19 protein-coding genes and 1 tRNA gene are annotated in these 25,591 nt (G+C 49.2%); 11 read left to right on the top strand and 9 right to left on the bottom strand.

Features of this window, described 5'->3' with window-relative positions; genetic code table 11:
* Nucleotides 1-40: 40 nt before the first annotated feature.
* Nucleotides 41-125 (bottom strand) — tRNA-Leu (locus tag DYD62_RS02800).
* 291 nt (nt 126-416) lie between these two features.
* Here DYD62_RS02800 and DYD62_RS02795 point away from each other — a divergent pair.
* The gene (locus DYD62_RS02795) at nt 417-917 is read left to right on the top strand and encodes a hypothetical protein (RefSeq protein WP_115225975.1); all 501 of its coding nucleotides are present in this window, start codon (nt 417-419) and stop codon (nt 915-917) included.
* 441 nt (nt 918-1,358) lie between these two features.
* Here DYD62_RS02795 and DYD62_RS02790 read toward each other — a convergent pair whose 3' ends face one another.
* The gene (locus DYD62_RS02790; protein ID WP_115225974.1) at nt 1,359-3,359 is read right to left on the bottom strand and encodes an LTA synthase family protein; all 2,001 of its coding nucleotides are present in this window, start codon (nt 3,357-3,359) and stop codon (nt 1,359-1,361) included.
* 204 nt (nt 3,360-3,563) lie between these two features.
* On the opposite strand from DYD62_RS02790, the gene yiaY reads away from it, so the two are divergent.
* The 6 genes from yiaY (at nt 3,564) to DYD62_RS02765 (ending at nt 8,771) form a co-directional block, all read left to right on the top strand.
* On the top strand, nt 3,564-4,715 hold the full coding sequence (gene yiaY, locus DYD62_RS02785) for an L-threonine dehydrogenase (protein WP_115225973.1): 1,152 nt from the start codon (nt 3,564-3,566) through the stop codon (nt 4,713-4,715).
* 225 nt (nt 4,716-4,940) lie between these two features.
* Nucleotides 4,941-5,144: a hypothetical protein gene (locus tag DYD62_RS02780; protein ID WP_115225972.1), complete on the top strand. Its 204-nt coding sequence runs from the start codon at nt 4,941-4,943 to the stop codon at nt 5,142-5,144.
* A 98-nt stretch (nt 5,145-5,242) separates the two neighbouring features.
* Nucleotides 5,243-6,547, top strand: coding sequence for a 23S rRNA (uracil(1939)-C(5))-methyltransferase RlmD (gene rlmD / locus DYD62_RS02775; protein WP_115225971.1), 1,305 nt, complete (start codon nt 5,243-5,245; stop codon nt 6,545-6,547).
* Nucleotides 6,548-6,685: 138 nt separating this feature from the next.
* Nucleotides 6,686-6,829 (top strand): hypothetical protein, encoded by a 144-nt coding sequence (locus DYD62_RS23550; protein WP_165928585.1) that lies wholly within the window; start codon nt 6,686-6,688, stop codon nt 6,827-6,829.
* Between the two features lie 19 nt (nt 6,830-6,848).
* Complete coding sequence (locus DYD62_RS02770) at nt 6,849-7,415, top strand: ankyrin repeat domain-containing protein (protein WP_115225970.1); 567 nt, start codon at nt 6,849-6,851, stop codon at nt 7,413-7,415.
* 933 nt (nt 7,416-8,348) lie between these two features.
* Nucleotides 8,349-8,771, top strand: coding sequence for an META domain-containing protein (locus DYD62_RS02765; protein ID WP_115225969.1), 423 nt, complete (start codon nt 8,349-8,351; stop codon nt 8,769-8,771).
* Nucleotides 8,772-8,937: 166 nt separating this feature from the next.
* On the opposite strand, the gene bioH is transcribed toward DYD62_RS02765, so the two are convergent.
* The 4 genes from bioH to DYD62_RS02745 all read right to left on the bottom strand — a co-directional run bounded on the left by bioH (nt 8,938) and on the right by DYD62_RS02745 (nt 14,776).
* The gene (bioH, locus tag DYD62_RS02760) at nt 8,938-9,717 is read right to left on the bottom strand and encodes a pimeloyl-ACP methyl ester esterase BioH (protein ID WP_115225968.1); all 780 of its coding nucleotides are present in this window, start codon (nt 9,715-9,717) and stop codon (nt 8,938-8,940) included.
* 165 nt (nt 9,718-9,882) lie between these two features.
* Complete coding sequence (gene bioF / locus DYD62_RS02755; RefSeq protein ID WP_115225967.1) at nt 9,883-11,034, bottom strand: 8-amino-7-oxononanoate synthase; 1,152 nt, start codon at nt 11,032-11,034, stop codon at nt 9,883-9,885.
* A 308-nt stretch (nt 11,035-11,342) separates the two neighbouring features.
* Nucleotides 11,343-11,837 (bottom strand): putative pterin-binding protein, encoded by a 495-nt coding sequence (locus DYD62_RS02750; protein ID WP_115225966.1) that lies wholly within the window; start codon nt 11,835-11,837, stop codon nt 11,343-11,345.
* A gap of 20 nt (nt 11,838-11,857) precedes the next feature.
* Entirely contained in the window at nt 11,858-14,776 is a 2,919-nt protein-coding gene (locus tag DYD62_RS02745) for an HD domain-containing phosphohydrolase (protein ID WP_115225965.1), read from the bottom strand.
* Between the two features lie 712 nt (nt 14,777-15,488).
* Here DYD62_RS02745 and DYD62_RS02740 point away from each other — a divergent pair.
* Complete coding sequence (locus tag DYD62_RS02740; RefSeq protein WP_115225964.1) at nt 15,489-16,544, top strand: M35 family metalloendopeptidase; 1,056 nt, start codon at nt 15,489-15,491, stop codon at nt 16,542-16,544.
* A 66-nt stretch (nt 16,545-16,610) separates the two neighbouring features.
* Here DYD62_RS02740 and DYD62_RS02735 read toward each other — a convergent pair whose 3' ends face one another.
* On the bottom strand, nt 16,611-18,098 hold the full coding sequence (locus DYD62_RS02735) for a glycoside hydrolase family 13 protein (RefSeq protein WP_115225963.1): 1,488 nt from the start codon (nt 18,096-18,098) through the stop codon (nt 16,611-16,613).
* Nucleotides 18,099-18,213: 115 nt separating this feature from the next.
* On the bottom strand, nt 18,214-19,011 hold the full coding sequence (locus DYD62_RS02730) for a MerR family transcriptional regulator (RefSeq protein WP_115225962.1): 798 nt from the start codon (nt 19,009-19,011) through the stop codon (nt 18,214-18,216).
* Between the two features lie 217 nt (nt 19,012-19,228).
* On the opposite strand from DYD62_RS02730, the gene DYD62_RS02725 reads away from it, so the two are divergent.
* Entirely contained in the window at nt 19,229-19,714 is a 486-nt protein-coding gene (locus DYD62_RS02725; protein WP_115225961.1) for an RNA polymerase sigma factor, read from the top strand.
* Complete coding sequence (locus DYD62_RS02720) at nt 19,711-20,682, top strand: FecR family protein (RefSeq protein WP_115225960.1); 972 nt, start codon at nt 19,711-19,713, stop codon at nt 20,680-20,682. Before DYD62_RS02725 ends, DYD62_RS02720 begins: the two co-directional genes overlap by 4 nt.
* 34 nt (nt 20,683-20,716) lie before the next feature.
* Here the strand turns inward: DYD62_RS02720 and DYD62_RS02715 are convergent, their stop codons facing one another.
* Complete coding sequence (locus DYD62_RS02715) at nt 20,717-22,348, bottom strand: methyl-accepting chemotaxis protein (RefSeq protein WP_115225959.1); 1,632 nt, start codon at nt 22,346-22,348, stop codon at nt 20,717-20,719.
* Nucleotides 22,349-22,663: 315 nt separating this feature from the next.
* Between DYD62_RS02715 and DYD62_RS02710 the strand changes: the two genes are divergently transcribed.
* Nucleotides 22,664-25,570, top strand: coding sequence for a TonB-dependent receptor (locus tag DYD62_RS02710; protein ID WP_165928584.1), 2,907 nt, complete (start codon nt 22,664-22,666; stop codon nt 25,568-25,570).
* The last annotated feature ends 21 nt before the right edge of the window (nt 25,571-25,591 follow it).

Below are 25,591 nucleotides of genomic sequence, written 5' to 3'. Positions count from 1 at the left end.
ACTCTTTTGTAAGAATCTGGCGTTTTTATATTCTGTTTTTTGGTGCCGACAGAGAGACTCGAACTCTCACGACCTAAGTCACTACCCCCTCAAGATAGCGTGTCTACCAATTTCACCATGTCGGCATTCAAATACTTGCTTCGTCAGAAGCAGAGAGGGACGCATAATAGTATAAAAATTGAGGCTCGTCCATAGCTAAACTAAAAAAACATTAAAAAAAATCAAGTCGGCTGATTTTTTGCAAATCTCATCAAACAGAGCGGCGATGTTTGAATTTATCATTTCTATCTGCTGATGCTTAACATTAGAATGAGAACGGGCATAAGTATTCCGCCTTACTTTTATAAAATTTAACTTCACAAGACCAATACACCAGCCCTGCTCTACCGATATTAATAAAAATGAGGAGTCACAATATGAGTCAAACACAGACCTACACCCTGATCGCCCAAGCATGCAGCCAGCTGCCAGAAAGCCTGCGCCAGAATGAGGGCATCCGCCAGGCCATTATCAGCATTAAAGAGCGCTACCCTGAATGGCTGCAGCTCACCGCCCTTGATATTCAGGAGTTAAGCCAGGTCTCTAAAACACTGGGCCGTGCCTTTAGCAAAAGCAGCACAGGGCATGTCACCCTGCAATTTGCCGCATTATGCGAAGTCTCTAGCGAGCTGTTTAAAGAAGTAAAAGACATTCGCAAAGAAATTAAAGACATCATCAGCGATAACGAACAAGCGCTGCTGGATGATAATGTGGGCGCATTAGCCTATGTACCCGAGTTTCGCCGCTGCATGGGCCCGGCACTGGCCCGCTCGATTGTATTAAGAAACTTCGCCAATATGGTCGACGCCGTACTACTCGCGCAGATTCAGTATTCTGATGAGAATGTGGAAATCGAATTACTGATTGAAGCGGCGTAATTTACGCTTGCACGCACAAACGCCACCTTGATGAGGTGGCGTTTTTATTGGCTGCTGAGGTTACTCAGCGATCATCTTTTTAGTGCCTTCGGCACATTGATTTTGGAGCGGTAGCCACAACGGGGCCTTCCTTTCTTGAACGGCCAAGAAACGAAGCCAAGCCGCAACCTCAAAAGCACGAAGGCCCCTTGCGGTCCAATCGGGTCGGAGGCTGGCGGGATTGGCTCGCTGTCTCGCTCCCAAGCGATCCCCCGCCCCGCTTGTTCGGAGCTTGCGTGTTTCAAGAGGACTTTAAAAAGCCCAGCGCCATCAGCAGCGATAAAAATTGCTGGTTTTGAAAATACTAAACTACTCAAACACTCAAAACTTTATCTCAAGCCTTGTTCTCCGTGAAACTACGTGTTCTCTGTGTTCTCCGTAGTTCAGGATTTGGGTTTGTTATTACTTCCCCCCGCTATGCGTCAGCATGTAATCCGATACCGTGTAGTAATCCCTTAACTGCTGCTTCATTCTGGCGGCAATATCCGGGTGCTCGCTGGCTTTATCGACCGATGGGGTATTGGATTTCATATCAAACAAGCCACCACTTTTTTTGCTGACTTGCATAATGTAATACCAGTCCTTATCCAAGATACCAATCTCGCCGCCTTCGTCGGGGTAAATCGTAAAGGCAAAGCGGGAGGCATCAAAGCGCGGATCAAGCAAATCGCGGCCCATGCCTTTGTTTATATAAGACAAATTAAACAAGCCAGCAATGGTTGGCAAAATATCAATTTGCGAGGCAGTTTTATCGTATCGGGCAGGTTTTAATAGCTTAGGCGCGTAAAGAATAAAGGGCGTGTGCACCGAGGATAGTTTTAAATCCTGAAACGCACGCGGCACATTCGGGCCTACATCGTGGCCCATAGCGCGAATGCCGTGATCGCCAAAGAATACAAACACCGTATTATCAAAATAGGCTTCTTTCTTAGCCGCTTCTATGAATTTTTCTATGCAGTAATCCATATAGCGGAATGAATTATATTCATCCACCGCAGCAAAGCCATTGGCATGCAATTCGGCAACACTTGGATTTTTTAATTTAAAATCAGTGTCTTCTGCCGGAATGGTATAAGGGCGATGATTACCTGAAGTTTGAATCACGGCAAAGAAGGGGGATTTTTTCTCGCGAAATACTTTATTTGCTTCATAGAACAGATTTTTATCCGAAATACCCCACACATCATTACGCGGGGCACTATAGCTGCCCTCTTCGTGAATCTTCAGCCCGTCAATATTTTTGGTCAGCACGCCGCGCACATTGGCCCAGGTAGTGCTACCGCCAATAAAATAATCTTTCTCGTAGCCTTTAAAGGCATTAATTAATACATTTTGATTAACTGCAGCAGGATTACGACTGGAGGTATCTCTTAAATCCACATCAGGCACCCCCGATAAGCCCGCAAAAATACCGCGAGCCGTACCAAAGTGCGGAGTATAGAGATTATCAAACCAAATGCTTTCTTTAGCCATTTGGGTAAAAAATGGCGTGGTCTCCAGCGGGTTGCCATAAAGGCTGGTTTTGTAGCCGGAGAACGATTCCAAGTAAACCATCACCACATTCGGCTTACCCTTAAATGCAGTGGGCTTAGGCTGAATGTGGCGCTCAAAATTCAGCGTTTTAGCATCGGGATGATCCACCCCTAAATATGCAGCAATCGCAGGGTAAGCCGCCCTTACATCGTCAATTGAATAGGTGTCTTTGGTATAAGACATCGTGTCGAAAAAGTTTAAAACTGGATTCAGCGCCACAGCGGCAGCAAAGCTGTTTGTTGTGTAATAGGCATCGCTCCAGCGCAGCGGATATTGCGAAAACTTGCCGTGTATCCCCAGCAAAGTAGCCAGTAAGGACACCAGCACCAGCAAGCTGGTTTTCCATTTACCCACTTCCCAGCCTGCAAAACGCGAAACCCAACGCATCAGCCCCGCCACGCCCCATGTCAGCAAAGATACGGATAAGGCCCAGACCAGCGTTAGCTTGCCCACGGGATAGGTAGACCAAACCATGCCGGCCGACTCATCCAGGTTGTATAAGAAATTAAGTACACTGGCAGAAAGCTTAACGCCCAGATAGGAGTAATGGGCAAAATCGACCATATGGCTAAAAATCAGCACGGCAAATGCCAGCGCAAACCACACTAGCCACAGCCGTCTGGCCAGCCCTTCTTTAAAGGGCGTGGTGAGTTTAAAACCGCCCAGCAGCAGCATCGGTGCAAGGCTTAGCAGGCCCAAGCGCAAGTCAAAACGAGCCCCCAGCAAAATGGATTCCGCCAGTAAATGGCCGGGCAAAGGATCTGCTTTGTTACCAAAAGCCGTTGCAAAGCCCAGACGGATCAGTATCCCCAGAGCAATAAAGGCCAGCAAATAGACAACGGTAAAGCGAAATAAGCGAGGGATGCGCATGGGCTGTATGGGGTTTATTTTCCGGAACAGCGATTCTACCCCATGCTTTTAGTCAGTTTTCGCTACAACTGTATAGAAAATGTATTTGGGTATTATTGTACCCACTGGAATCACTGCTCAGAGCCCATCTTTCTTTGATCTGACACAAAACCTGCAATATACAAAATGGTTAAGCTCAAATTTTGACCTGCAGGCAGATCCGCCATGACTACTACCGCATTCTTTATTCCAGCAGTAAATCTGATGGGTGCTGGCTGTCTTAAAGACGCAGCAAGCACCATTCAATCCTACGGCTTTAAAAAAGCACTGATCGTGACCGACGCCGTGCTCAATAAAATTGGCATGGTGGCTAAAGTATCCGAGCTGCTTGGCCAGTATGGCGTGGTATCGGTGGTATTTGACGGCGCTCAGCCCAACCCCACCATCGGCAATGTTGAGGCAGGTTTAAAATTACTCAAAGAAAACGACTGTGATTTTGTGATTTCTCTGGGTGGCGGCTCACCGCACGATTGCGCCAAAGGCATTGCCCTTTGCGCCAGCAATGGCGGCAATATCGCTGATTACGAAGGCCTAGATCAATCTAAAAAACCACAGCTACCCTTGGTTTCCATCAACACCACAGCCGGTACAGCCAGTGAAATGACCCGCTTTTGCATTATTACTGACGAATCACGTCATGTAAAAATGGCGATTGTAGACAAACACACCACGCCTATTCTGTCGGTGAATGACCCGGAACTGATGCTGGATAAACCCAAAGATTTAACAGCAGCCACCGGCATGGATGCACTCACCCACGCCATTGAAGCCTATGTTTCCACCATCGCTACCCCCATTACCGATGCCTGCGCGCTGAAAGCGGTGACTTTAATCAGCGAAAACCTGCGCCACGCCGTGAATGATGGCCACAACTTGCACGCCCGCGAACAAATGGCTTATGCACAATTTCTTGCTGGTATGGCCTTTAATAATGCATCGCTTGGCTATGTACACGCCATGGCACACCAATTAGGCGGTTTTTACGATCTGCCACACGGCGTATGCAATGCCGTGCTGCTGCCGCATGTACAGAAATTCAACTCCCGCATCGCCGCCAAACGCCTGGGTGAAGTAGCCCATGCCATGGGCTGCGACGTACGCTTCTTATCTGACGAAGCCGCCGCCGAAGCTTGCTTGGCCGCTATTCGCCAACTTGCTGCTGATGTAGGCATCCCGGTTGGCCTGATCGAGCTGGGTGTTAAAGAAACCGACTTCCCAACCCTCACCGCGAATGCACTGAAAGACGCCTGCGGTTTCACCAACCCAATTCAAGCCACAGCAGAAGAAATTACTGCGATTTATAAAGCAGCAATGTAAAACGCAAGCAAAATAAAATCGCCTGAAATCATTAGACAACGCCGCATGCAAAGATCATTTGCTTGCGGCGTTTTTTATTATTTACAGGTGCTGTGCATCAAAACCCAAATCTTGAAACACAGAGGCCACAGAGAACACAGGGTTTCACGGAGAAAAACAATAATATAAGGCGAAATAAGTTACATGGCATAACCCAACTTCCATCAGAAAAATTAAGGTTCTTGAATGGAAAACTTAGTCCATGCTTTAATTATTGCTTGTAAACACATTAATGCTTCTACGAGCACAGATCCTGATAAAGATATTGAAGTATTAGAATCTATTGCGGCAGAATTGCATAACTTATCATCCATAGAGAAAGAACTACTAATTGATGTGGCAAAAAAATTAGGCATGGAAAACTGGTTAAATGAAATTGGCCTACTTTAAATATATATTCATACCGCCTTGAGAGTACCCGATATTCCGCGCCATACTCCCCTCCCCCAAGCCTGCTATAATCCGCCGTTTTACGCGATGGCCTTACCATGACTGCTCCTGCCCTGATTGAATCCTTAGACTTTGAAGGCCACGGCATTGCGCGCGTAGAAGGGAAGACGATTTTTATTGATGGCGCCCTGCCTCGGGAAACCGTCAGCTATAAAAGCTATCGCATTAAGCCGCGTTTTGAAAACGCCGAAGCCACGCAAATCTATACCACCAGCCATATGCGCGTTAATCCGCCCTGTCCGCACTTTGGTGTATGCGGCGGTTGCAGCATGCAGCATCTGGAATTCTCTGGCCAAGTGGCGGCCAAGCAGCGGGTGCTGGAAGACAACCTTAAGCGTATCGGCAATGTAAAAGCCGAAATGATGTTGCCAGCGATTTACGGGCCGGAATGGGGCTATCGCCAGCGAGCGCGTTTATCTGTGTCTTATGATGCGAAGCAAAATGAAGTTCGGCTGGGCTTTTTTGAGCGGCGCTCTAAGGTCATTGCGGCGCTGAATGAATGCCGTGTATTGCCACCGCATATTTCCAAACAAATCTTGCCGCTGCGCTCGCTACTTAAAAGCTTATCGATAAAAGACCGCATTCTGCATATCGAGCTGGCTGTCGGGGAGCATGTGGATATTCTGGTGCTGCGCACGCCCATCGCCCCCAATAAAGCCGATCAGGCTTTGATTAAAAAATATGCGGATCAGTGGAAAGTACAATTCTGGCTGCAGGCAAAATCTGTTGAAGCAGCCACGCCGTTTTACCCGCTTGATGCACCACAGCTGAGCTATAGCATTCCTGAATTTGGCATTGTGATGCGTTATAAGCCCACCGAATTTACCCAGGTAAACCACCGCATCAACCGCACGCTGGTGGCGCGGGCGATGGATTTACTTAAGCCACAGGCCGGTGAAGTGATTGCTGACTTTTTCTGTGGCGTGGGTAATTTCACCCTGCCGATAGCAAAAAGCGGTGCAAAAACGCTGGGCATGGAAGGCTTGCAACAACTGGTAGACAGGGCGAATGAAAGCGCCAGCGATAATGGCCTGAGTAGCAATACAGATTTTAAAGTGGCCAATTTATTTGAAATGACGACCAGCTGGCTGAAAAAACTTGGGGCTTTCGACAAGATGCTGATCGATCCGCCAAGGGATGGTGCGCACGAGCTGTGCAAATCCATCAGCGCCCAAAACGGCCCCAAACGCATCGTCTACGTATCCTGTAATCCATCCACCCTCGCCCGCGATGCCGATGTGCTGGTGCACGAAAAAGGCTACACGCTCAAAGCCTCAGGGATTGTAAATATGTTCCCGCATACAGCGCATGTGGAGAGTATTGCGTGGTTTGAGAAGGGCTAAAGGTACCTTTATTTTATTGATTAAAGACGCCTGCTGTAGCGTTTACAAACGGATATTTATACACGGCTGGAAATGAATCATTCCACCGTGAGCGTTCTGAGTGAGCAATTACAGCAGCACTGTTTGCAGCAAGCCTAAATGGGGCATGACAAAAAGGCGGTATTGGCAAGGGAATTTCTCGACGCCCCAGTCTGGATGGTATTTCTCACCAATACCATCCAGCAAAACACTCAAGCCTATCTTCCCATTGTTGCCGTTAATTTTGCAAATGAAGTAAACTAATTAGAGAAATGAAGAGCATATGCGCAAATTAACTCAATTAATAATTACGTCGCTTGCTATTGCATTTTCATTTTCTCCATGGCTGCTAGGCTGGCATCTCATTATGTCTTTTGGACAGGAAAATGGCACGCTTATACGTGCGCAAGTGCAAAACCTAGAGAGCGTTGATGTAAAAAAAATGATTAAAATACATGATTACGGAGACCTGAAATCGGATGGCGGGTTTAACCCATTGTCAGAAGTGATCTTATATTCAAAACCGGACCCTGAGTGGTTAGAATTAATTGATGACCTAGTTAAATCCGGCGCAATAGTTAATGAAATAACAAGCCTTCATACACCATTACAAACTGCTGTGTACATAAACAATACAGAGTTCATTAAATCATTGATTAAGCATGGTGCTGATGTCAATTTTCCTAACTGCGACGGCGAAACACCATTGGCGTGGGCATCAGAACTCGGCCGCAAAGAGGCCATTATCGAACTTCTCAGTGCCGGAGCCAGCAAAGAACACAAAGACAAGCATGGAAAAACGGCAATAAACTACACCAAAAATAATGAAATAACCAATCTATTAAAATAGAATAAAAGACGATGAAAAACACAAATGACTCCATCATTATTCAATGGATTATGTTGGCTTTAATTCCATTAATAATTTGTTTCTTCAATTTTTACACCACGAGCTATCACAGCATAAAAACCTATCAATCATGCACCTCAGAAAAAATATATTATTTACCGAGCAAAATAGTAGGTACCTGCTGCGTTATTGCTGAAAATTATAAAAACAGACCAATAAACAACAGGGACAGGCTATTAATACCATACTCAGATCATATCCGTATTTTCTGGAAGAATATGCATACAATATCTTCGATTTTAATACTTTTATTTCTAACCCCTAACCTGCTTTATATTTTCTCATTCGCACTAAAAAATCATCGAGAAACCATTAATAAACTTGCAAAAAATACATTGATTTTTACCTATATTTTTATAGTTTCATCTTGCACATATATATTTAAAGACAGTTAAAAATAAAACTGATTTTTTCCTATTTTTTAACAATTAAATAAAAATTAGGCTCTTGCAAAGATTGCCATACATTTGGTTGCCTGACGACGCCTATTGTTCAATCATCTATGTGTAAATGGACTCATTGAGAGCTGTGCTCGATTATTGAATTTGTAGGGCGGGTGAACCCCGCGAGCAAAGCTGAATAAATACGCGGGTTGCAGCCACCCTACGATATTTATAATGAATTTGAATAAGAGACATAATCAGGTTTGGTTTTTTATCACGCTTGTAGAAAATACTTCTTGATTTAAAAAAGCTGGCCTATTAAAACAAAATGCGAAGCAGGTCTTCGCGTTTTTCTATTTCGGGCGTATCAACGGCAAATACTACCGAATGCCACTTAATACCTCGCCCCAGGCGCAGCAACTCAACTAAGCTTTAAGCGGTTTAAATTGATGCTGAGCATCTTGCCAGCTGCACTCTATGGATATCAAATATGCGTAAATTATTGCTTAGCTCTGTTGTTGCCCTATCAGCCTGTGCCAGCGTAATGCCATCTTCCCCTGCATCCCCAAGTGCGGCTGCCCGCTTTGATGGCGAGTGGAATATCGTCAAAGTGAACAATAAAGCCGTCAGCAACAATAGCAAGGCCACGCTGGCTTTTGACGCAAAGACCATGCGCATTACGGGCTTTGATGGCTGCAACCGTGTAATGGGTAGCCTAAAAGACGAAAATCAACAACTCAAAGGCATGCTGGCTTCCACCATGATGGCCTGCATGGGCGACGAGAACAGCGCCATCAGCCACGCAGTGGGCCAAGCCTTTGCCAATGGTGCAGAAGTGAGAGAACTGGAAGCCGGTAAGCTGATCGAGCTAAAAAGCAAAGACAGCTCGCTGACTTTGGGCAGAAAGCAATAAAAAGAATGCAGCGGTTTGCATAGGCGTCGCTTTAGCCCATAGGATGCGCATTCGTTTTTCCTGCGCACCGTGCTGTGCCGCGTGGACGGTCGGGCTAGCCCCTCTTCAATTGACACACGGGTTTCTCCCCTTACAAGGGGAAACGCTTGCGCAAAAGGAGTATCGACTACATTCCCGCCAGCAAAAACCGCCGCTGAGCCGCAATAAAATCATCCGGATGCGAAGCAAACGGCACGTGGGCTGCGCCGCTGTGAACAATCAGCTCGGCGTGGGGCAAAGCCTCTGCCAACCATGCTCCTGCACCCGGCGGAGTGAGCGTATCGCGGTTGCCAAACTGCAGTAAAACCGGGCATGTCAGCTGGTTTATTTGCTGGCGTAAATCGGTATCGCGCAAGATGGCCAGGCCTTCCTGCAATGCCGCAAGGCTTGGCTCGCCGTGCAAGAATAACTCCTGGCTCAGCGTTTTTGCCAGCGCCCGTGCCTCTGCGCCGCCTTGCACTTGCAGGCTGATAAAACGTTTTAAAGTGCCTTGCCAGTCTGCGGCCAAACTTGCGGCAAACTGGCTCATCGTGGCTGGGGCCATGGCGTGCTGCCAGTCTTCCCGCTGCATAAAACAAGGTGTGGAGGCGATCAAGCTGAGCGAGCGGATTTTATCCGGCGCAGCCATTGCCCAACTGCTGGCCACCGCGCCGCCCAAAGACCAGCCCACCACCTGTACCGGCCTTGGAAATGCGGCATCCAGCTCCGCCACCATATGTGCCAGCGATAAAGGCTGGCTGCTGCTGCTTTTGCCATGGCCGGGTAAATCAACCAGATGCAGGCAAAAATCATCGCTCAGCGCCTCAGCCACACCGCGCCAAACCGTGCTATTCATCGCCCAGCCATGCAGCAGCACCACATCAGGCCCACGGCCGGTTGATTCGATATGTAAAAAATTGCTTGTCATGCTTGGCAAAACCTTTCAAATTAAAAACAATATTCAAATAAACTAGCTTAACGATGATTGGCTTAGACAAATTCTTTGCCCACACAAAGCCCCGAATCACTATCCGTATAAGTTTGATGCACTTGTCCTCCCTTTGAAAAAGGGGGAGGCTGCATAAACTGCCACCTATATATCAGCCACCAGCAACGCTTTTAGCTCCTCAATCAAAGCCGCAATATCCTCATCAGAATGCGCCGCCGATAGGGTGATGCGTAAGCGTGGCGTGGGCACGGTGGGCGGGCGGATTGCGCCTACCCAGATGCCGCGCTCAAACAGCGCTCTGGCGATGCGGATGGTGTTGTCATTATCGGGCAGCAAAATCAGCTGAATCGCCGTATTGGAATCAAGCAGCTCACAACCATCCTGTAAGCCCGCTCTAAAGGCCGCAATATGCTTGGCCAGGCGCTGCCGCCGCCAGGATTCTGTCTCAATTAAATCTAGGCTGGCCTGCATGGCACAGGATAAAAGGGGCGGCATGGCGGTGGTGTAGACATAGCTATGAGCGGTGTTCAGCAGCCAATCGCACATCACCTGCTCCCCCGCTACAAAAGCCCCCGACACGCCAGCGGCCTTGCCTAGGGTGGCCATATAGATAATGCGGGGTGAAGAAATACCAAACTCGGCCAGCGTGCCGCGCCCATCGCCTAACACACCAAAGCCATGTGCATCGTCTAAAAACAGCCAGGCATCGTAGCGCTCCGCCAAAGCTAAGAGCGCCGCCACCGGGGCAATATCGCCATCCATACTGAATACCGCATCGGCCACAATCAGCTTACGTGGCGCGGTACTGGCGGCCAAGAGGCGCTCCAGCGCGGCCATATCCTGATGCGGATAGCGCTTGAAATCGGCCCGCGACAGGGCCACGGCGTCATTCAAAGAAGCATGATTCAGCTTATCGGCAAACACGGCATCACCGCGCCCCACCAGCGCAGTAATCACCGCTAGATTGGCCATATAGCCGGTAGAAAACCCCAGCGCAGCGGGCATACTGACAAAAGCCGCTAGGCGATCTTCCAACGCCTGATGCGGGGCAAAATGCCCGGCCAGCAAATGCGCCGCGCCGCTGCCCACACCCCAGTCTGCCGCACCTTGCTGCGCGGCTTGCACCACGCTGGGGTGATTGGCGAGACCCAGATAATCATTGCTGCAAAAATTAATCAGCTGCCGCCCACCGATCTGAATATGCGCGCCCTGCGGGCTATCAATCTGACGCCGGCTGCGCAGCAAACCCGCTTGCTGGCGCTCGGCCAGTTTGTCGGAAAATTGGGCAAATGGCATAAGAAGATCCGGCAGAAGAAAGCGGCAATTCTAACAGCTGACAGGTGGTAGATGCGCTGGCTGAAGGCCAGGAAGGCTGACGATATCAATTGTAAAGCGGCGGTCCTAGCAGCTTATCGTTAAATAGCAGCCTGTCGGACTTAAGACTGTCCTACTGCGAAAACGCCGGATTTGGCCATATTTCGAGCTTTTTTTCGTTAAATAGCCCGCTATTCGCCTCAAAAAACCTAAAAATCTATCTCAAACCGAATGCTTTCTCGCTACGGACGCTCAAGCCCGACAGACTGCTAGCACGCGCAGTGGGCGGCCTATTCAATCACCAGTGATTTAACTTGCCACGCCGAACGGTCGTAATAAGGCTTGGTTTGCAGCTCTGGCTTTGTATCGTAAGGGTAAACAATAAATAACGGCCCTTTAGTGCGAGCAGGAATGGCCTGACCATTCATTTTATGCGCCAAAATCATATCAAACCGATGTGTGTCACTGAAAGGAATGTCCGTTTTGTAATCATTAATCGCCACGGCTTTAATCACGTTGCCACTGGCCTTGGCCGCCGCCAGCACATCGCGTAAATAGGGGCCGCTAAACTTAACCGGCAGCGCTTCCCACGGGGTTTGGGTGCGATAGCTTTGCTGCGGCAGTTTTTCCAACATGGCCAGATCAAATACTGCGGTATTGCCTGCGTTTTTCTCCCCCACCTTGCCGCTTAAAGTCAGAATCACCTTTCCTGCCGGGGCATCCAGCGCCAGCGCGGGCCAGCTAAAGAGCAAAACCAGCAGCAGATATACGCGGCAAACAGGCATAAAAGTAACCTCGCATGGGCTTAATTTTTAAGTTCTGCCGGTTTACTTCGGGGCGGAACCTGCTCTTCCTTTATAGGTAGTAATTTTTCGATTGCTGCAATATCCACGTCATCAATCTGTTCTTTACGCATAAATTTCCCGGCAAAGACCAGCCATAATTTGCTGTGTAAGAAATACCGGAACAGCTCAGCATCGATATGCTGATCTTTGGCCATAGACGCCATAATTTTCAGCGATTCAGTCAGTGTTTTCGGGGATTTATACGGGCGGTCTGCGGCAGTAAGCGCTTCAAACACATCGGCCAGCGCCATCACCCTGTCTGCCGTGCTGAGCTGATCGGCCGATAAGCGCCGCGGATAGCCCTTGCCATCGAGTTTTTCATGGTGAGTAGCGGCAATATCCGGCACTTTTGCCAGCCTAGCGGGCCATGGCAGCCCGCGCAGCATAATCAGTGTCTGCACAATATGATCGTTGATTTTAAAGCGGTCTTCTTCGGTCAGTGTGCCACGCCGGATAGATAGGTTGTACAGCTCGCCCATATTTTGCGCGTGCTTTGGCAACTCCATATCAAAGCCATGGTGATTATTCGGGTCGCCTTTTTCTACTGCAGGCTTACGCTCTCCCCATGGCACGACATGGTCGCTGCGATCCGCCAGCAGCAGCTCTGCGATCGGCAATTTTTCGGGCACATAGTCACCCAGCCTGCGGTTTTCGTCTGCAGACAAGCCCAACTGCTTATCAAAATAACGCAGCCATGTTTTCCGGCCTATTTGCTGAAGCCGCTGTATATCCTCATCGGCCATAAATTCGCCGCCCACATTACAACGGGCCACAAAAGAAAAATCATCCTGTAAGACTTGCTGGTGCTGTTTCAGCATGGCAAAAGAAGCCTCTTCATCCCCGCCAAAAGCCACTGCCCGCCAATGATCCAGCTCGGCATCGCGCCACATCACCTCAAAACGCATACGTATCTCGTGGATGCGGTTGTAAATGGTTTCTAGTTTGGTGGCTTTATCAATAATGTGCTCGGGGCTGATCACCTTGCCACAATCATGCAGCCACGCGCCGAGGTGAAACTCGTAGCGCTGATCTTCACTCATTTTAAAACCGGCATAGGGGCCGCTTTCTTCCCGCCCCATTTGATCGACCAGCATGCCGGCCAGCTCTGGCACGCGCTCGCAATGGCCTCCGGTATAAGGGCTTTTGGCGTCAATCGCATCAGCCATCAGCCTGATCACTGCATCCAGCAGTTTTTTTTGTGCATCAATCAGCTGACGTGTTTCTATCGATACGGCCAGCATGCCAGACAGCTTATGCACAAACCCGGTAAATGCACGATCAGCATGGCTGTCATCATCCTGATACTGCAAAATCAGCAGCCCTTCCAGCATGCCACTGCGGCCGCGCAGCTCAATCTGCATTTCAACCACGCCCTCAGCCACCTGATGTGTTTCAGGAATCGCCTGCTGCTGATCGGTATACATAAAACACTTTTCTTCATGCCCGCACAAATCACCATGTGCTGCGGCCCGCTCCATTTTATGGCTGGTGTGATTCAGTAAATAAACCACGCCTGCCAAGCAGCGTGTGGCCATCACCATCTGATCCAGCACATTATTCAGCATGTGCTCTACTTTGGGCTCGGTGGCCATATCTTGGCTGATTTGTAAAAAAGTCTCGATGGTCTGGCCCATATCGTGCATCACGCCAGACAGATCATTCACCTCCTGCACCATGGTATTTTTAAGCTGGCTTTGGCTGAAATCAAAACGGCTCATGCGCTGTGCCTGAGCCGTTAACTTATCCATACTTTTGCCAATTTTTGCCCCGGCCCACCAGCCCAGCGGCATTAAAAGCAAAGCCAGAACCGCCACCACCACGATCAGATGTAGCAGTTTGCCGCGCAGCCCGCCCAGTAAATCATCGCTGGGCGCGGCCACCAGTAAGCGCATTCCATCCGATTGCCACACATCAAAGGGCAAAGAAGCCCCCAGCCATTCCTGCCCGTTTACTTCAAAAGCCGCCACCTTGCCCTTATCCAAACCCAGCGCATTGAGCTTGCTCAGGCTGGGTACAGCAAGACCATCCACCGTGCTAAATTCAAATTTATCCCCGCCTTTAATCAATACTTTTTGCATATCGGGGTAAGCCAGCACTCTGCCTTTTTCATTCACCAAGGCCAGCTGGGTATTAGGCGATATTTTCAGCCCTTCCAGACTATTGGCCAAATCATCCAGCACCACATCAATACCAAAGATCGCCTTACCATTTTGGCTGGCCTGGCTGAGTGTTACGCCTATTTGCCGGGAAGAAAAGAAAATATACGGTTCAGAAAGCTGCGGTGCTGCTGTTAGCTCAGAAGCTTTATACCAGGGACGTGTGCGGGGATCAAAACGGTAATCTGGCTCGTTGCGGCGCTCTAGCAAGGTGCGGCTTGCATTAAAAAATAAAAACTCGCGTTTAAACTGGCCATTGGGCTGGCTTTGCACCGATTGCACCATAAAATTCGACATGGGCGGCGCATTAAACTTTTTGCGAATCTCCTCCCTGTCCAGCGGACGAACCAGCATAAATGAGCCATCGCTATAGCCCACAAAAACAGACGACATCAGCTCATTGGCCGTCAGCACATCAGACAGCGTGCCCAGCCTGAGCAGCCGGTCTTCTAAATGAGTTGCACTTGCAATGGGATCGGCCACCAGCATGCGTAATGTGGCTTGTGCCGGCTCCAGCATACGGCGGGATTTTTCTGTAATCAGCTGGCCGGCATCTCTTGCCGTTCTGGCGGCAGTATCAAGCAAGGTGCTGCGTGCGCCACTCCAGCCAATGCCAATCACCCCGACTGCCAGCACCAGCATGCAGAGCACCACCACCGTAGCGATTGAAAGCTTAATGGGCCAGCTATGCCCCCGCGCTAAAGAATGCGGCCCCTTGCCCATCCTCTTCTTCCCTTTAAAGTTGAAGAAAAACATGCCGTTTTTATTGACTGGCGTTCCGTGAAGGCAGAGCTTTGGCTTTAACGCAGTTTGTTTTTATTATTTCAGTACTCAGGCAAGCCCTCCCCGCCGCCATGCAATCCCATTCCCCTACAACCGGCCATATCTTTTTAATGCTAGACCATTGCTTTCTTTATTTACAATTTAAAACATCATAAATTGTAATTATTCATTAAAATTTAAAGAAGAAAAGACAGAAAATTCTATAAATACGGCTTTTAAACCGCTTACAAACGCAGAGCAAATCAAGCGTTGCCCGCACTGATCATCTTGCTGGGCGGTGCAAGCTAAAAAATACTTAAATGCCCAGCTTTAAATGCTTTAACGGAGATTCAGCGTAAACCCATCCCTGTGATACTCAAAACCAGCCATGCTATGCAAAGGCTAAAATAAAACTTGTAAGACAATCACTTATTAGCAAAAAAATAAATTATCACCCAGCCTCAAGATATAAAAAGCATCATTTCTATTCCATTAAGACCATTACTTGTTTTTATTCATCACCAGCATGTTTATTTGCTAATGTGATCAGGCACAGCCACCTGTCTTTTTTTAAACATTAACTTTCTATTGCGTTATTTTTGGCGCGATAAAGGCCTGTGCTCGGCGTTTTATTCCTTGTTTTAATCAGTCATTTAAATATCTGGAGTAAAGAATGAATATAAAAAATGGATTTAAGATCTGCGCCGCAATATTGGCAGCTTTTTTGTCTTTTAGCGCCAGTGCAGAATCTAAAGAGATACAGGTCAGCCTAAGCACTGACAAAAACACATTAGTTGAAAGCGATGATGTATTTGTGAATGTTACGATGAAAAACACCTCATCAGCACCACAATACATTTTAAAGTGGCATACCCCTTTTATTGCCGCACAAACCGAATTATTTGATGTATATCGTGATGGCATCAAAGTCAATTACCTTGGGCCCATGGTAAAACGCGCGGCACCTAAAGCCAGTGATTACTTTGAATTAAAACCCGGTGCAAGTTATCAGCAAAAAGTGGAGTTATCTGCACTTTACGATATGCGCGTAACGGGCAATTACACCATTCAATATCATCTTGGTACGTCAAGCGATGCAAAAGGCTTTGTAAGTACTGAAGCTGCCGTTGCACCGTCAGATGCTATCTCGATATGGATAGATGGCAGCCTGCCACGAGGCACCATCAGCAGTGAGCCCGTCCAGCCCAGCCTTGCCGGAGGCAGCTTATCCTTTAATAAATGCTCCGCATCGCAATCTGCACAGGTAAAAACAGCATTCAGCGCAGCGCAAACCATGTCGGCCAGCGGTGATGACTATATGTCGACGGGCGCGAGCAGCGCTCGTTATTCCACATGGTTTGGTAAATATGATTCATCACGCTACGCCACAGTCAAAGCGCATTACGTGGCGATTAAAGATGCTTTCTTAAATAAGCCGGTGACCGTGGATTGTGGCTGCACAGATTCTTACTTCGCCTACGTTTACCCTAGCCAGCCTTACAAAATTTACGTGTGCAACGCCTTCTGGACAGCCCCGATGACAGGAACTGATTCTAAAGGCGGCACTTTGGTGCATGAAATGAGCCATTTTTATGCAGTGGCTTCAACAAAAGACAATGTTTATGGGCAATCCGGCGCTAAAAGGCTGGCCATCAGCGATCCGGCCAAAGCCATTATGAATGCCGATTCACACGAGTATTTTGTTGAAAACACACCAAACCTGCCTTAATTGAAGTGCTGGCGGATCAATCAGGCGTCTGGCTGATCCGCTTAAAGTATTTACTTAGCGCCAGACTCAGCGATTTCTGGCTTTAAAAAAGCGGTAATGCTGGTAAGGCTCGCCGGGCAGATAGATCGCCGCAGCTTGCGCCGGAATATCCAGCAATACGCTGCCTGCCTGCACTTTGGTATCCGCGGCATGACCCAACGCATCGTGCAAAGGCACGCCGTCATACCAGTGTGAGTAAGGGATTAACAGCCTGGTTTGTAATGGCCGATCAGATAAATTAACAATCACCAAAGCCGCCTCGCCAATCACCTCAGTTGCACGCAAAAACACCAGCGCATTGCCTGCCAGCCTGTCGCCCAATACCTGCACATCACCGTACTGAAGCGCCGGATGATTCTGCCGAATCGCAATCAGCTGCTGCACAAACTGGCGCTGTGCATGATTCCAATCGGCCTGATTCCAGCGCATGGGGCGGCGGCAATCCGGGTCTGCCCCGCCTTCCATACCGATTTCTTCGCCATAATAAATCAGCGGGATACCGGGTAAGGTGAACTGCATAATCATAGCCAGCTGCGCTTTTTCTAGGCTACCCACAGTAGTCAGCAGCCTTGGCGTATCGTGGCTGGAAAGCATATTCCACGAGCAAAGCAAGCCGCTCAGGCCGTAAGCTTCTCTGGCGTCTTTCAGCGCATGATTCATTTGCAGCGCATCAATCTCCCCCGCCAGCCAGGCGAGCGTGGCAGTGCGATACCAGTAATTCATCATGCCTTTAAAGCCGCCACCTGCCTCAAACCAGCTGCCTGAAAAACCATTCAGCTCGCCTAGTAGGCCGGCCTGAGGGAAACGCTGTGCCACAATGGCCGCCATTTCCTGAGCCACGGCAATCCCCACATCCTGCGCCACATCAAAGCGCCAGTTATCCACGCCCTTGGCCAGCCAATGCTGTACCAAACTATCTGGCTGGCGGTATAAAACATCGCGAACGCTTGGCTTGCTCAGATTCAGCTCCGGCATCAGGCCATAATCCTGCCAGCACAGATAACTGCCATCGTCTTTAAAACTAAACCAATCACGCTTACTTGCATCCCCTGCCTTAGCCGCCAAAAACCAAGGATGGCTGTCGGATACATGATTGAGCACCGCATCCAGCGTCAGGCTCATGCCCTTGGCGTGTAATGCCTCAATCAGCCTCAGCAAGGCAGGCTCGCCGCCAAACATAGGATCGATGCTAAAAAAATCCACCGCATCGTATTTATGATTACTGGGCGCGGAGAACACCGGCGTTAAATACACGCCGGTGACGCCCAAGTCCTGCAGGTAATCCAGCTTGTCGCTAATGCCATCTAAATCACCACCAAAAAACTGCATGCCCCATGGCTGATCCAGCGTGCTGTCGTCCCAACCCCGTTTCACCACATCCGGATGTGAATACGCCGCCTGCGCCAGCTTCTCGCTACTTGCAAGAGCGCCACCGATGGCAAAACGCTCAGGAAAAATCTGATAAATAATCTGACTCGCCATTTGCTTGGTGGCGGCATCTAGGGTGGTTTTCATAATGGGCTCGGGCAAGAAAAATACAATAAACCCTATCAGCAAACTGACGCGGGCACGATGGTTTGATTATTGAATAAAAAGCCCAGCCCTGCGCGGCTAAGTCATCTGAATCTGATTAAATTGGAATAAATAGCTCCGTCACTGAATCCGGGTGATCCGGGGCCAGAAAACGCTGATCCATATATTCAAACTCGATACTATCAAGCGCTTTAAGCCCTGCAGCGGGCAGCCAGCTGCTGTGAATGGATCGAAAAGTCTCTGCAATGCCACTTACCGGGCCAATATGTTCAAAGCGGGCATAGCGTTGCTCTGGCACTTCCAGCGCCACCATGCCATCAGGAACCGGTGCATCTGCCGCTACTTCCAGTGCGGCCAGATAGCGCCACTGCCCATCGGCTAAAGGCTGGCAAAGCCCATAGCTGCTGCCGGGGCGAAGATCAGCAATTTCATGTTCACGTTGCAAAAACCGCCCCCACATCTCAGGGATACTGCCTTCATCTTTAGGGCTCCATGCAAGGCCAATCACACGAAAAGCGGCACGGGTAATAATCTCAGGGGTTTGCATAGCGGCAGGGCTCCTTTGGGCTTGGCTAAGGTAAATCTGAATTTGGGTGATCTGCTCCTGCTTATCTTTGATCTCACTTTGCAGCCGTTCAGAGTGGGACTGTAATAGCTGGCGCAAAGCCTGATCATCTGTACCGCCTTGCCATAACTGGCGAATTTCTTCCAGCGGCAAACCAAACTGGCGCAGCCGGACAATCTGCCCCAGCTCTGTGACTTGGGCAGGCAGATAATAGCGGTAGCCGTTATCGCTGCCGGTAAGCGCAGGGCTGAATAAACCAATGCTGTCGTAATGCCTCAGCGTTTTAGTGCTCAGGCCATAGCAGCGGGCAAGTTGTCCAATTGTAAGCATGGGTGTTCTCGTAAGCAGATGCCTAAGTATCAACCTTCCCGCAGGGGCAAGGTCAAGAGGTCAATTTCAAAAATATCCTTTTGCAGCGACCATTTTTTTGTGCACAGCCTTACCCCAACTTACAAACCACTTGTCATTGTTATAAACAATAATGATTCTTGTTATCTTTCATTTCAAACGGTATGATTCGCCGCTTTTCTGCTTTGGGTTGTGTTCGGTGTTTGAGCGTTATTATCACGATTTGCATCTGTTTATTTCCCGCTCGATTGGCTGCCGCGATAAGGCACAGGATGTCGTGCAGGAGGCTTATGCGCGGGTGCTTGCCAGTAAGCAGGTTTCGCAGGATGGCGGGGCAGGTTTAGGGGCTTTGCTCTACACCACGGCTAAAAATATCGTGATTGATCAATACCGCCAGAATCAGTCACGCCAATATGATAACTATGAACACGTTGAGCTGCCCGCCTCCCGCGCCGATGAGCCGGAGCACCGGGCTGCGGGCAGGCAGTCAATGAAGCTTTTGCTGGAGCTGATTGATAGCTTGCCCCCGCGCAGCAAAGAAGCCTTTGTACTGTATAAGTTTGAGGGCTTAAGCCATGCGGAGATTGCTAAGCAGATGGGCATTTCGATTAATATGGTGGAAAAACACATTATTAACGCCATGGTAAGCTGCAAAAAAGGCATGGCTGAGCGGGGTGGTAAATGAGCAGCTCAACAGAGATGACGCAGATTGATCCAGATACCGCAGCAGCACAATGGTTGTTACGTCAGGAACAAGGGCTTTGCCCCGCTGAAAAACTGCATTTTAAAGAATGGCTGAGCAGCCATCCGGCACATCAGCAGGCATGGCAAGACATGCAAAACATCGATCGCCTGATCAGTGAAATGCCCCCCTCTTGCAGCCAGCATTTTGCAAAGCAGCGCAAGCAACTTGCCGCAAAGGCAAGGCGTGAGCGTTATAAGCAGCTGATTTCTGCTTATTTCACGCCGCGCCTACTTGCAGGCTGTGCGCTATCGGTACTGGCCTGTAGCTATTGGTGGCTGAGCTTGCCCAGCTACCAGCAGCAAGTACAAACCGCACGCGGGCAAATGCTAGAGCAATATTTGCCCGATGGCAGCCATGTAGAACTCGATACCGACAGCCAGCTAGAAATAGCGCTGTACCGAGATAAACGTGAAGTCCGTTTAATCAAAGGCCAAGCCATGTTTCATGTCAGTAAAGGCAGGCCTTTTCATGTCATCACAGATCAAGCCAAAGTCAGCGTACTGGGCACACAGTTTTCAGTCAGAAATACCCAAAAGCAGATTCAGGTTGCGGTGCAGTCTGGCAAGGTGGCTGTTCAGCCCAAACCAGCCGCATTGCCCGGGCTGATTTTGCATGCTGGGGAAGTGGTCACGCTGGCAAATAATGCATTGAGCCCTGTGCAATCAATTGCTCCGGCAGCGGTAGGCAGCTGGCGCCATGGCAGATTAAACTTTGATAACACCACGCTGGCCAATGCCATTGCCGAGTTTGAACGCTATACCCCTACCGGCCTGCGGATTTCTGATCCTGATATAGGCGGGCTGCGTATATCCGGCAGCTTTGAGATTAAAAAACTACAACAGTTTACTCAGGCTTTACCGCAGGTTTTGCCAGTAAAAATCAACAATGGTGAAATAAGCGCACCTTAAGCCTGCAAGAGCACCATGATTTAAAGATCCCCATTTATGACAGCCGAAAACGCTGCATTTGTTTTTGTAACTGCAGGCTGATTTCAAATAACTGGCTGCTATCTTGGCTGGCTTGCTGAGTAATACGCAGATTACTATCGGCGGATTGAGAAATTGCATCCACACTATTGGCAATCGCCTGGCTTTCAGCCACTTGCTCGGAGATATTTTGACTCAAAAGATCCAAATCCACGGAGGCCTGGCTCGCCCCTTGCTGTAATTGGGTAAGGGGGTCCACAATTTCACCGATCATTGCCACCGCCCGCGCCATTTCATTTCTCCCTTGGTCAATTTGAAAAATAGCCTCACTGGTTTGCTGATCCATCGCTTCAATCACACTATAGATTTCGCGGGTAGCGCCAGAGGTTCGATCCGCCAGCCTTCTTACCTCGTCCGCTACAACGGCAAAGCCTCGGCCAGCTTCACCGGCACGAGCTGCCTCAATCGCCGCATTTAAAGCCAGCATATTCGTTTGTTCGGCAATTTCGGTGACGGCACTGATCATCGTGCGCATCGAATTAGCCCTTTGCCGCAAAACATCAACGGCATCCGCACTGTTTTGAATAGTTCCGGCAATCGCAGCAATTTCCCGCGAGGCGGTTTCAATCAGCTGATGGCCCCGTCCTGCTAAACTGGCCGCGTGCTGAGATTGCTGCTGGGCTGAACAGGCCGTTTTTTCAGCAAAATGTAGTTTAGTGACAAAATCTCCTACCACCCGATGAATCTGGGAAATCTCCAGCTGCTGGCTGGCTACACCGTTCGCTACGTCTGTAGCGCCCTGCTGGCCCGACTGTGCGGAGCTTGAAATTTGGTTCGCCGAATCGCGTAGCTCCAGCACCATAGCGGCCAGACTAGTCTGCATTTTTTGCATTTGCATCAGCATCATGGCAGTTTCATCACGGCCATTTATGGTCAGCTGGCAACGTAAATCGCCAGCGGCCATACCCGCCATCGCTGCAACACCATGATCCAGCGGGCGAATAATGCTGCGCGTCACTGCCCAAGCAAAAAAGGGCCCGGTCACTAAAGCGCACAGGCTCAAAATCCAGAGTAATGAACGCGTCTCACTCATACGCTGCAATACGCTAGCTAATTCTTCAGCCATGCTGGTTTGCTGCATCGCGGCTAATTCAGCAGTTCCTTTAAGCAAGGCATGCAAAGATGGCTCTGTGTGGCTGGCATACTGTTGGGCCAGCGTGGCCTGATCTCCCAGCTCAATTAAATCAACCGTGTCAGTAAAAGCCTGAAGATACTTTTCGCGCAGCGTGACTAAATTTTGTAGTGATGCAGCCCTTTCCCCAGACCAAGGCAGACTTTGCAAATTTTGAAACGCAACACTGGCTTGCTTGCCTGCCAGATCCATCGCGGCATAGAGAGGCACACGAGCCAGACGCTCGGGCGTTGTCACAATTTGCAGCAATAACAAAGCGGCATTTTGCGAATGCCGGTCTAATTCAGCGGTGAAGCTTTGTTTTTTTGCCTCAACCTGCACAATTTGATGCATGGCCTGATCAATACTGGATAAACCGGCCCGAACACTCAGAAAGAGGATAAATATAAACGCCAGCATCACCATAAAAGCCAGCGTTAATCGCACACCAATTTTAATTTTATTCAGGGAATCCATTAATTTGCCTCTGTTTATGTGTTCAAAGTAAGCATCACTTCATATGCAAACAGCCCCCTTTACTGAAACGTAAATCCAGTTACTCGCTAAGCCAAACAGAACACACATAAGGGTAGTTGAAAATCTTGTTGTCAGTATTAAGCCAACAGAATTGATCAAATGCTAAGCAATGGTGGTCCCTATCCTTTCATTCCCCCACTAGCCCCTCTTGAGGGCCATACAAAATTTTTCTTTTGCTACGTCAGGGTGAGGTCGCTTCATTCGTTTTAATTGAGAATGATTATTAAAACTATTAAAGCGAGAGAGTGTTACCCGATGCAAACATCCAGCCGCCGCATGGCAATCCGCCCTTTGATACTGGCCTTAAGCCTCGCCTTTACAGCACCTGCTGCCAGCTATGCAGCCCAAGCTGCCCCAATTGAATTAAATATCACATCCCAGCCGCTGAGCAGCGCCCTTAACGAGCTAGCCCGCCAGACAGGCATGGTATTGCTGGCCGATGCCAAGCTGACCGTGGGCCGCCAAAGCCCTGACTTAAAAGGCAGCTACAGTCTGCGGGATGCGCTGCGTCAATTACTCAATGGCAGCGGTTTACGGGCCGATATTCAGGGCAAAGACACCATAATTATCAAAGCTGTACCTGTCACCACCGGCAATACGGTGAGCATTGGGGCCGTTCGTGTGAGTGGTGAGACCGCAGGATTTTTAAACGATGAGCAGATTGAAGCCAGTGACCGGCCCTATCTCAAGCCAGGCTCTTCCGCCCATATCAGCCGCGAAAATATTGACCGTTTCCGTGGGACTTCTCCTGCCGATATTTTCAAAGGCACACCCGGCGTGGTGGTGGGCGATGCGCGTAATAGCGGCGCAGTGGATATCAATATTCGCGGCATGCAGGGCCAGGGCCGCGTGCCCGTGCTGATTGATGGCAGCTTGCAAACCACCACCATTTATCGTGGCTATTCTGGGGTGGCAGACCGCAGCTATATTGATCCGGAAATGATCAGCGAAATCAATATCACCAAAGGCCCAAGCCTTGGCGCAGAAGGCACGGGGGCGATTGGGGGTTTAGTAAGCATGAGCACGCTAAAACCTGAAGATGTGTTAAAGCCGGGCGAGCGCAGCGGTTTCAGACTGCGCACCGGCTTACAAAGCAATAGTGTGGAAGCGCGTCATGAATATGAGGCCACACCAAGAAGCAATCGCAACAGCATTCTGGACCCGCGTGATGGTTTTATCAGCTTGGCCTATGCCCTGAAAGAAGATGACTTCGATCTAGTCGCAGCCATCAGCCACCGCCAGAGCGGTAACTATTACTCGGGTAAAAACGGCTACACCAGCTATCAGAACATAAATGAGTGGGGAAAAGACGAAGGCCTAACTCAGTTTTACAACGCCGGGGATGAGGTATTCAACACCTCCAATATCAGCAACTCCGCCCTGCTCAAAGGGACCTACCGTCTTAGCGAGGATCAAGCCTTAGAGCTGGGCTATCGCTATTACAAGAGCAATTATGGCGAGATTATGCCCTCGCAAATCTGGCGCAGCGACTCGAATGTGTTACATGATTTTAAAGCAAGCGAAGTCAGCAGCGAGGCATGGACGGCCCGTTATAAATACGCCCCTGCTGATAACCCGCTGGTCAATCTGAAAGCGGGGCTGTGGTACACCGATATGCAAACCGCCGCCCGCAATGGCGATGTATTTAGTAACCCGCTAGAAGGCAAGCCACACCCTGGTGATGGTGATTGTGAGGCTTGCGTAGATGTAGTGTATCTGGCTAAAAACCAGGCCCAGCGCTATGGCGCGGATCTGAGCAACACTTCGCGCTTTGATACGTCCCTTGGGCCGGTGCAATTGAACTATGGCATTTCTTTACAAAAAGAAGATATCGCCCCAGCCGATAGCGTTAAAAAAACTCAGGAAGACTTCGATAAAAACAACACGCTGCGCAGCGGTATCCGCAATGAACAAAGCGCTTTTTTAAATATGCAATGGCAGGCCAGCGACCGCCTCTTACTGGAAGCGGGTGGGCGATATATCCATTACAACAGCAAAGACCGCAATGTGATTTCCTCCCCTATACGGGAAAAAACAGGCTGGCAACATATTAATATGTGGGACGCAGAGGGTAATGAAATTGGCTACACCATCTGGCGTCAGGATGAGAATGGCGAGTTTACTGATGCGACCAATCCATTAAAAAATGGTAAGGGCACCCTGATACCTAAAAACGAAGGTGAAAAAGGCGAACCAATCGATCTGAGCAAGGTTGACTATTGGGACACGACCGGCCTTGTGAATTACGACAAAATTCCAGGCGCCTTTACCCGTACAGCACCGATTGAACGCTCCGGAGGCGGTTTTGCCCCGGCATTCAGTGCCACCTTTAAGCTGACCGATACCACCAGCACTTATCTGCGCTACACCGAAGGTCTGCGCATGCCCAGCATGTTTGAATCCACCGTTGGATTTTCAGCACGCTACTCCTCGCCGCTAGAGCCTGAACACAGCAAAAACTGGGAAGCCGGTATTAGCTTTGTAAAAGATGGCGCATTTAAAGCAGAAGATAAGCTGCGCTTTAAAGTGGCCTATTTCAATAACAACACCGAAAACTACATCACCCGCAGCCAATTTAATGGCGAATCAGGGATGCAAAATTTCACCATGGCTAACATGGATAGCTACAGCATCTCTGGCTTTGAATTCCAGTCTTCCTATGACCGAGGTGATTTCTTTACTGAGTTAGCAGCCACCCTGAATCAAAAGAGCATGATTTGCGATGCCAAAGTGGCAGACTATTACCGGAAAAAAGGAGAAAACTGGCCAGAATTCAGAGAAACACCTGACTGCTCATCCGTTGGCTTCAATACGTCTTATGTCAGCAATATGATTCCGCCCAAACTCATGGCAAATGGTACTTTTGGTTCACGCCTCTTGGATCAGAAGCTCACGCTTGGCCTGCGCGCCAGCTATGTCAGTGGCCCGCTCAATGTGACTGAAGACAAAATCTGGACCAATTACACCGGTACATCAGTGCAGATTAAAACCCTGCCCTACACCTTGGTGGATCTGTTTGCCAGCTACAAAATCAATGCCGATACCCGCGTAGATATGACGGTGGATAACGCCACTGACCGCTACTACCTCGACCCGCTCACCCTCAGCCTGATGCCAGGGCCTGGGCGTACTGTGCGGATGTCTTTTGCCGTTAAATTCTGAAAATATACCTCTTAACTTAAA

The organism is Iodobacter fluviatilis (assembly GCF_900451195.1).
In the GTDB taxonomy this organism is placed as follows: Bacteria; Pseudomonadota; Gammaproteobacteria; order Burkholderiales; family Chitinibacteraceae; genus Iodobacter; species Iodobacter fluviatilis.
The sequence above is the reverse complement of the archived record's forward strand: the minus strand, read 5'-3'. Positions and strand labels throughout refer to the sequence as shown.

Coding starts and splice junctions, on each gene's coding strand:
- DYD62_RS02790 (WP_115225974.1), bottom strand. CDS start 3,359: ATGCGCATCCCTCGCTTATTTCGCTTTACCGTTGTCTATTTGCTGGCC.
- DYD62_RS02795 (WP_115225975.1), top strand. CDS start 417: ATGAGTCAAACACAGACCTACACCCTGATCGCCCAAGCATGCAGCCAG.
- DYD62_RS23550 (WP_165928585.1), top strand. CDS start 6,686: ATGGGGCATGACAAAAAGGCGGTATTGGCAAGGGAATTTCTCGACGCC.
- DYD62_RS02745 (WP_115225965.1), bottom strand. CDS start 14,776: ATGGGCAAGGGGCCGCATTCTTTAGCGCGGGGGCATAGCTGGCCCATT.
- DYD62_RS02735 (WP_115225963.1), bottom strand. CDS start 18,098: ATGAAAACCACCCTAGATGCCGCCACCAAGCAAATGGCGAGTCAGATT.
- DYD62_RS02750 (WP_115225966.1), bottom strand. CDS start 11,837: ATGCCTGTTTGCCGCGTATATCTGCTGCTGGTTTTGCTCTTTAGCTGG.
- DYD62_RS02780 (WP_115225972.1), top strand. CDS start 4,941: ATGGAAAACTTAGTCCATGCTTTAATTATTGCTTGTAAACACATTAAT.
- DYD62_RS02765 (WP_115225969.1), top strand. CDS start 8,349: ATGCGTAAATTATTGCTTAGCTCTGTTGTTGCCCTATCAGCCTGTGCC.
- bioH (WP_115225968.1), bottom strand. CDS start 9,717: ATGACAAGCAATTTTTTACATATCGAATCAACCGGCCGTGGGCCTGAT.
- DYD62_RS02710 (WP_165928584.1), top strand. CDS start 22,664: ATGCAAACATCCAGCCGCCGCATGGCAATCCGCCCTTTGATACTGGCC.
- DYD62_RS02770 (WP_115225970.1), top strand. CDS start 6,849: ATGCGCAAATTAACTCAATTAATAATTACGTCGCTTGCTATTGCATTT.
- DYD62_RS02730 (WP_115225962.1), bottom strand. CDS start 19,011: ATGCTTACAATTGGACAACTTGCCCGCTGCTATGGCCTGAGCACTAAA.
- rlmD (WP_115225971.1), top strand. CDS start 5,243: ATGACTGCTCCTGCCCTGATTGAATCCTTAGACTTTGAAGGCCACGGC.
- DYD62_RS02720 (WP_115225960.1), top strand. CDS start 19,711: ATGAGCAGCTCAACAGAGATGACGCAGATTGATCCAGATACCGCAGCA.
- yiaY (WP_115225973.1), top strand. CDS start 3,564: ATGACTACTACCGCATTCTTTATTCCAGCAGTAAATCTGATGGGTGCT.
- DYD62_RS02740 (WP_115225964.1), top strand. CDS start 15,489: ATGAATATAAAAAATGGATTTAAGATCTGCGCCGCAATATTGGCAGCT.
- bioF (WP_115225967.1), bottom strand. CDS start 11,034: ATGCCATTTGCCCAATTTTCCGACAAACTGGCCGAGCGCCAGCAAGCG.
- DYD62_RS02715 (WP_115225959.1), bottom strand. CDS start 22,348: ATGGATTCCCTGAATAAAATTAAAATTGGTGTGCGATTAACGCTGGCT.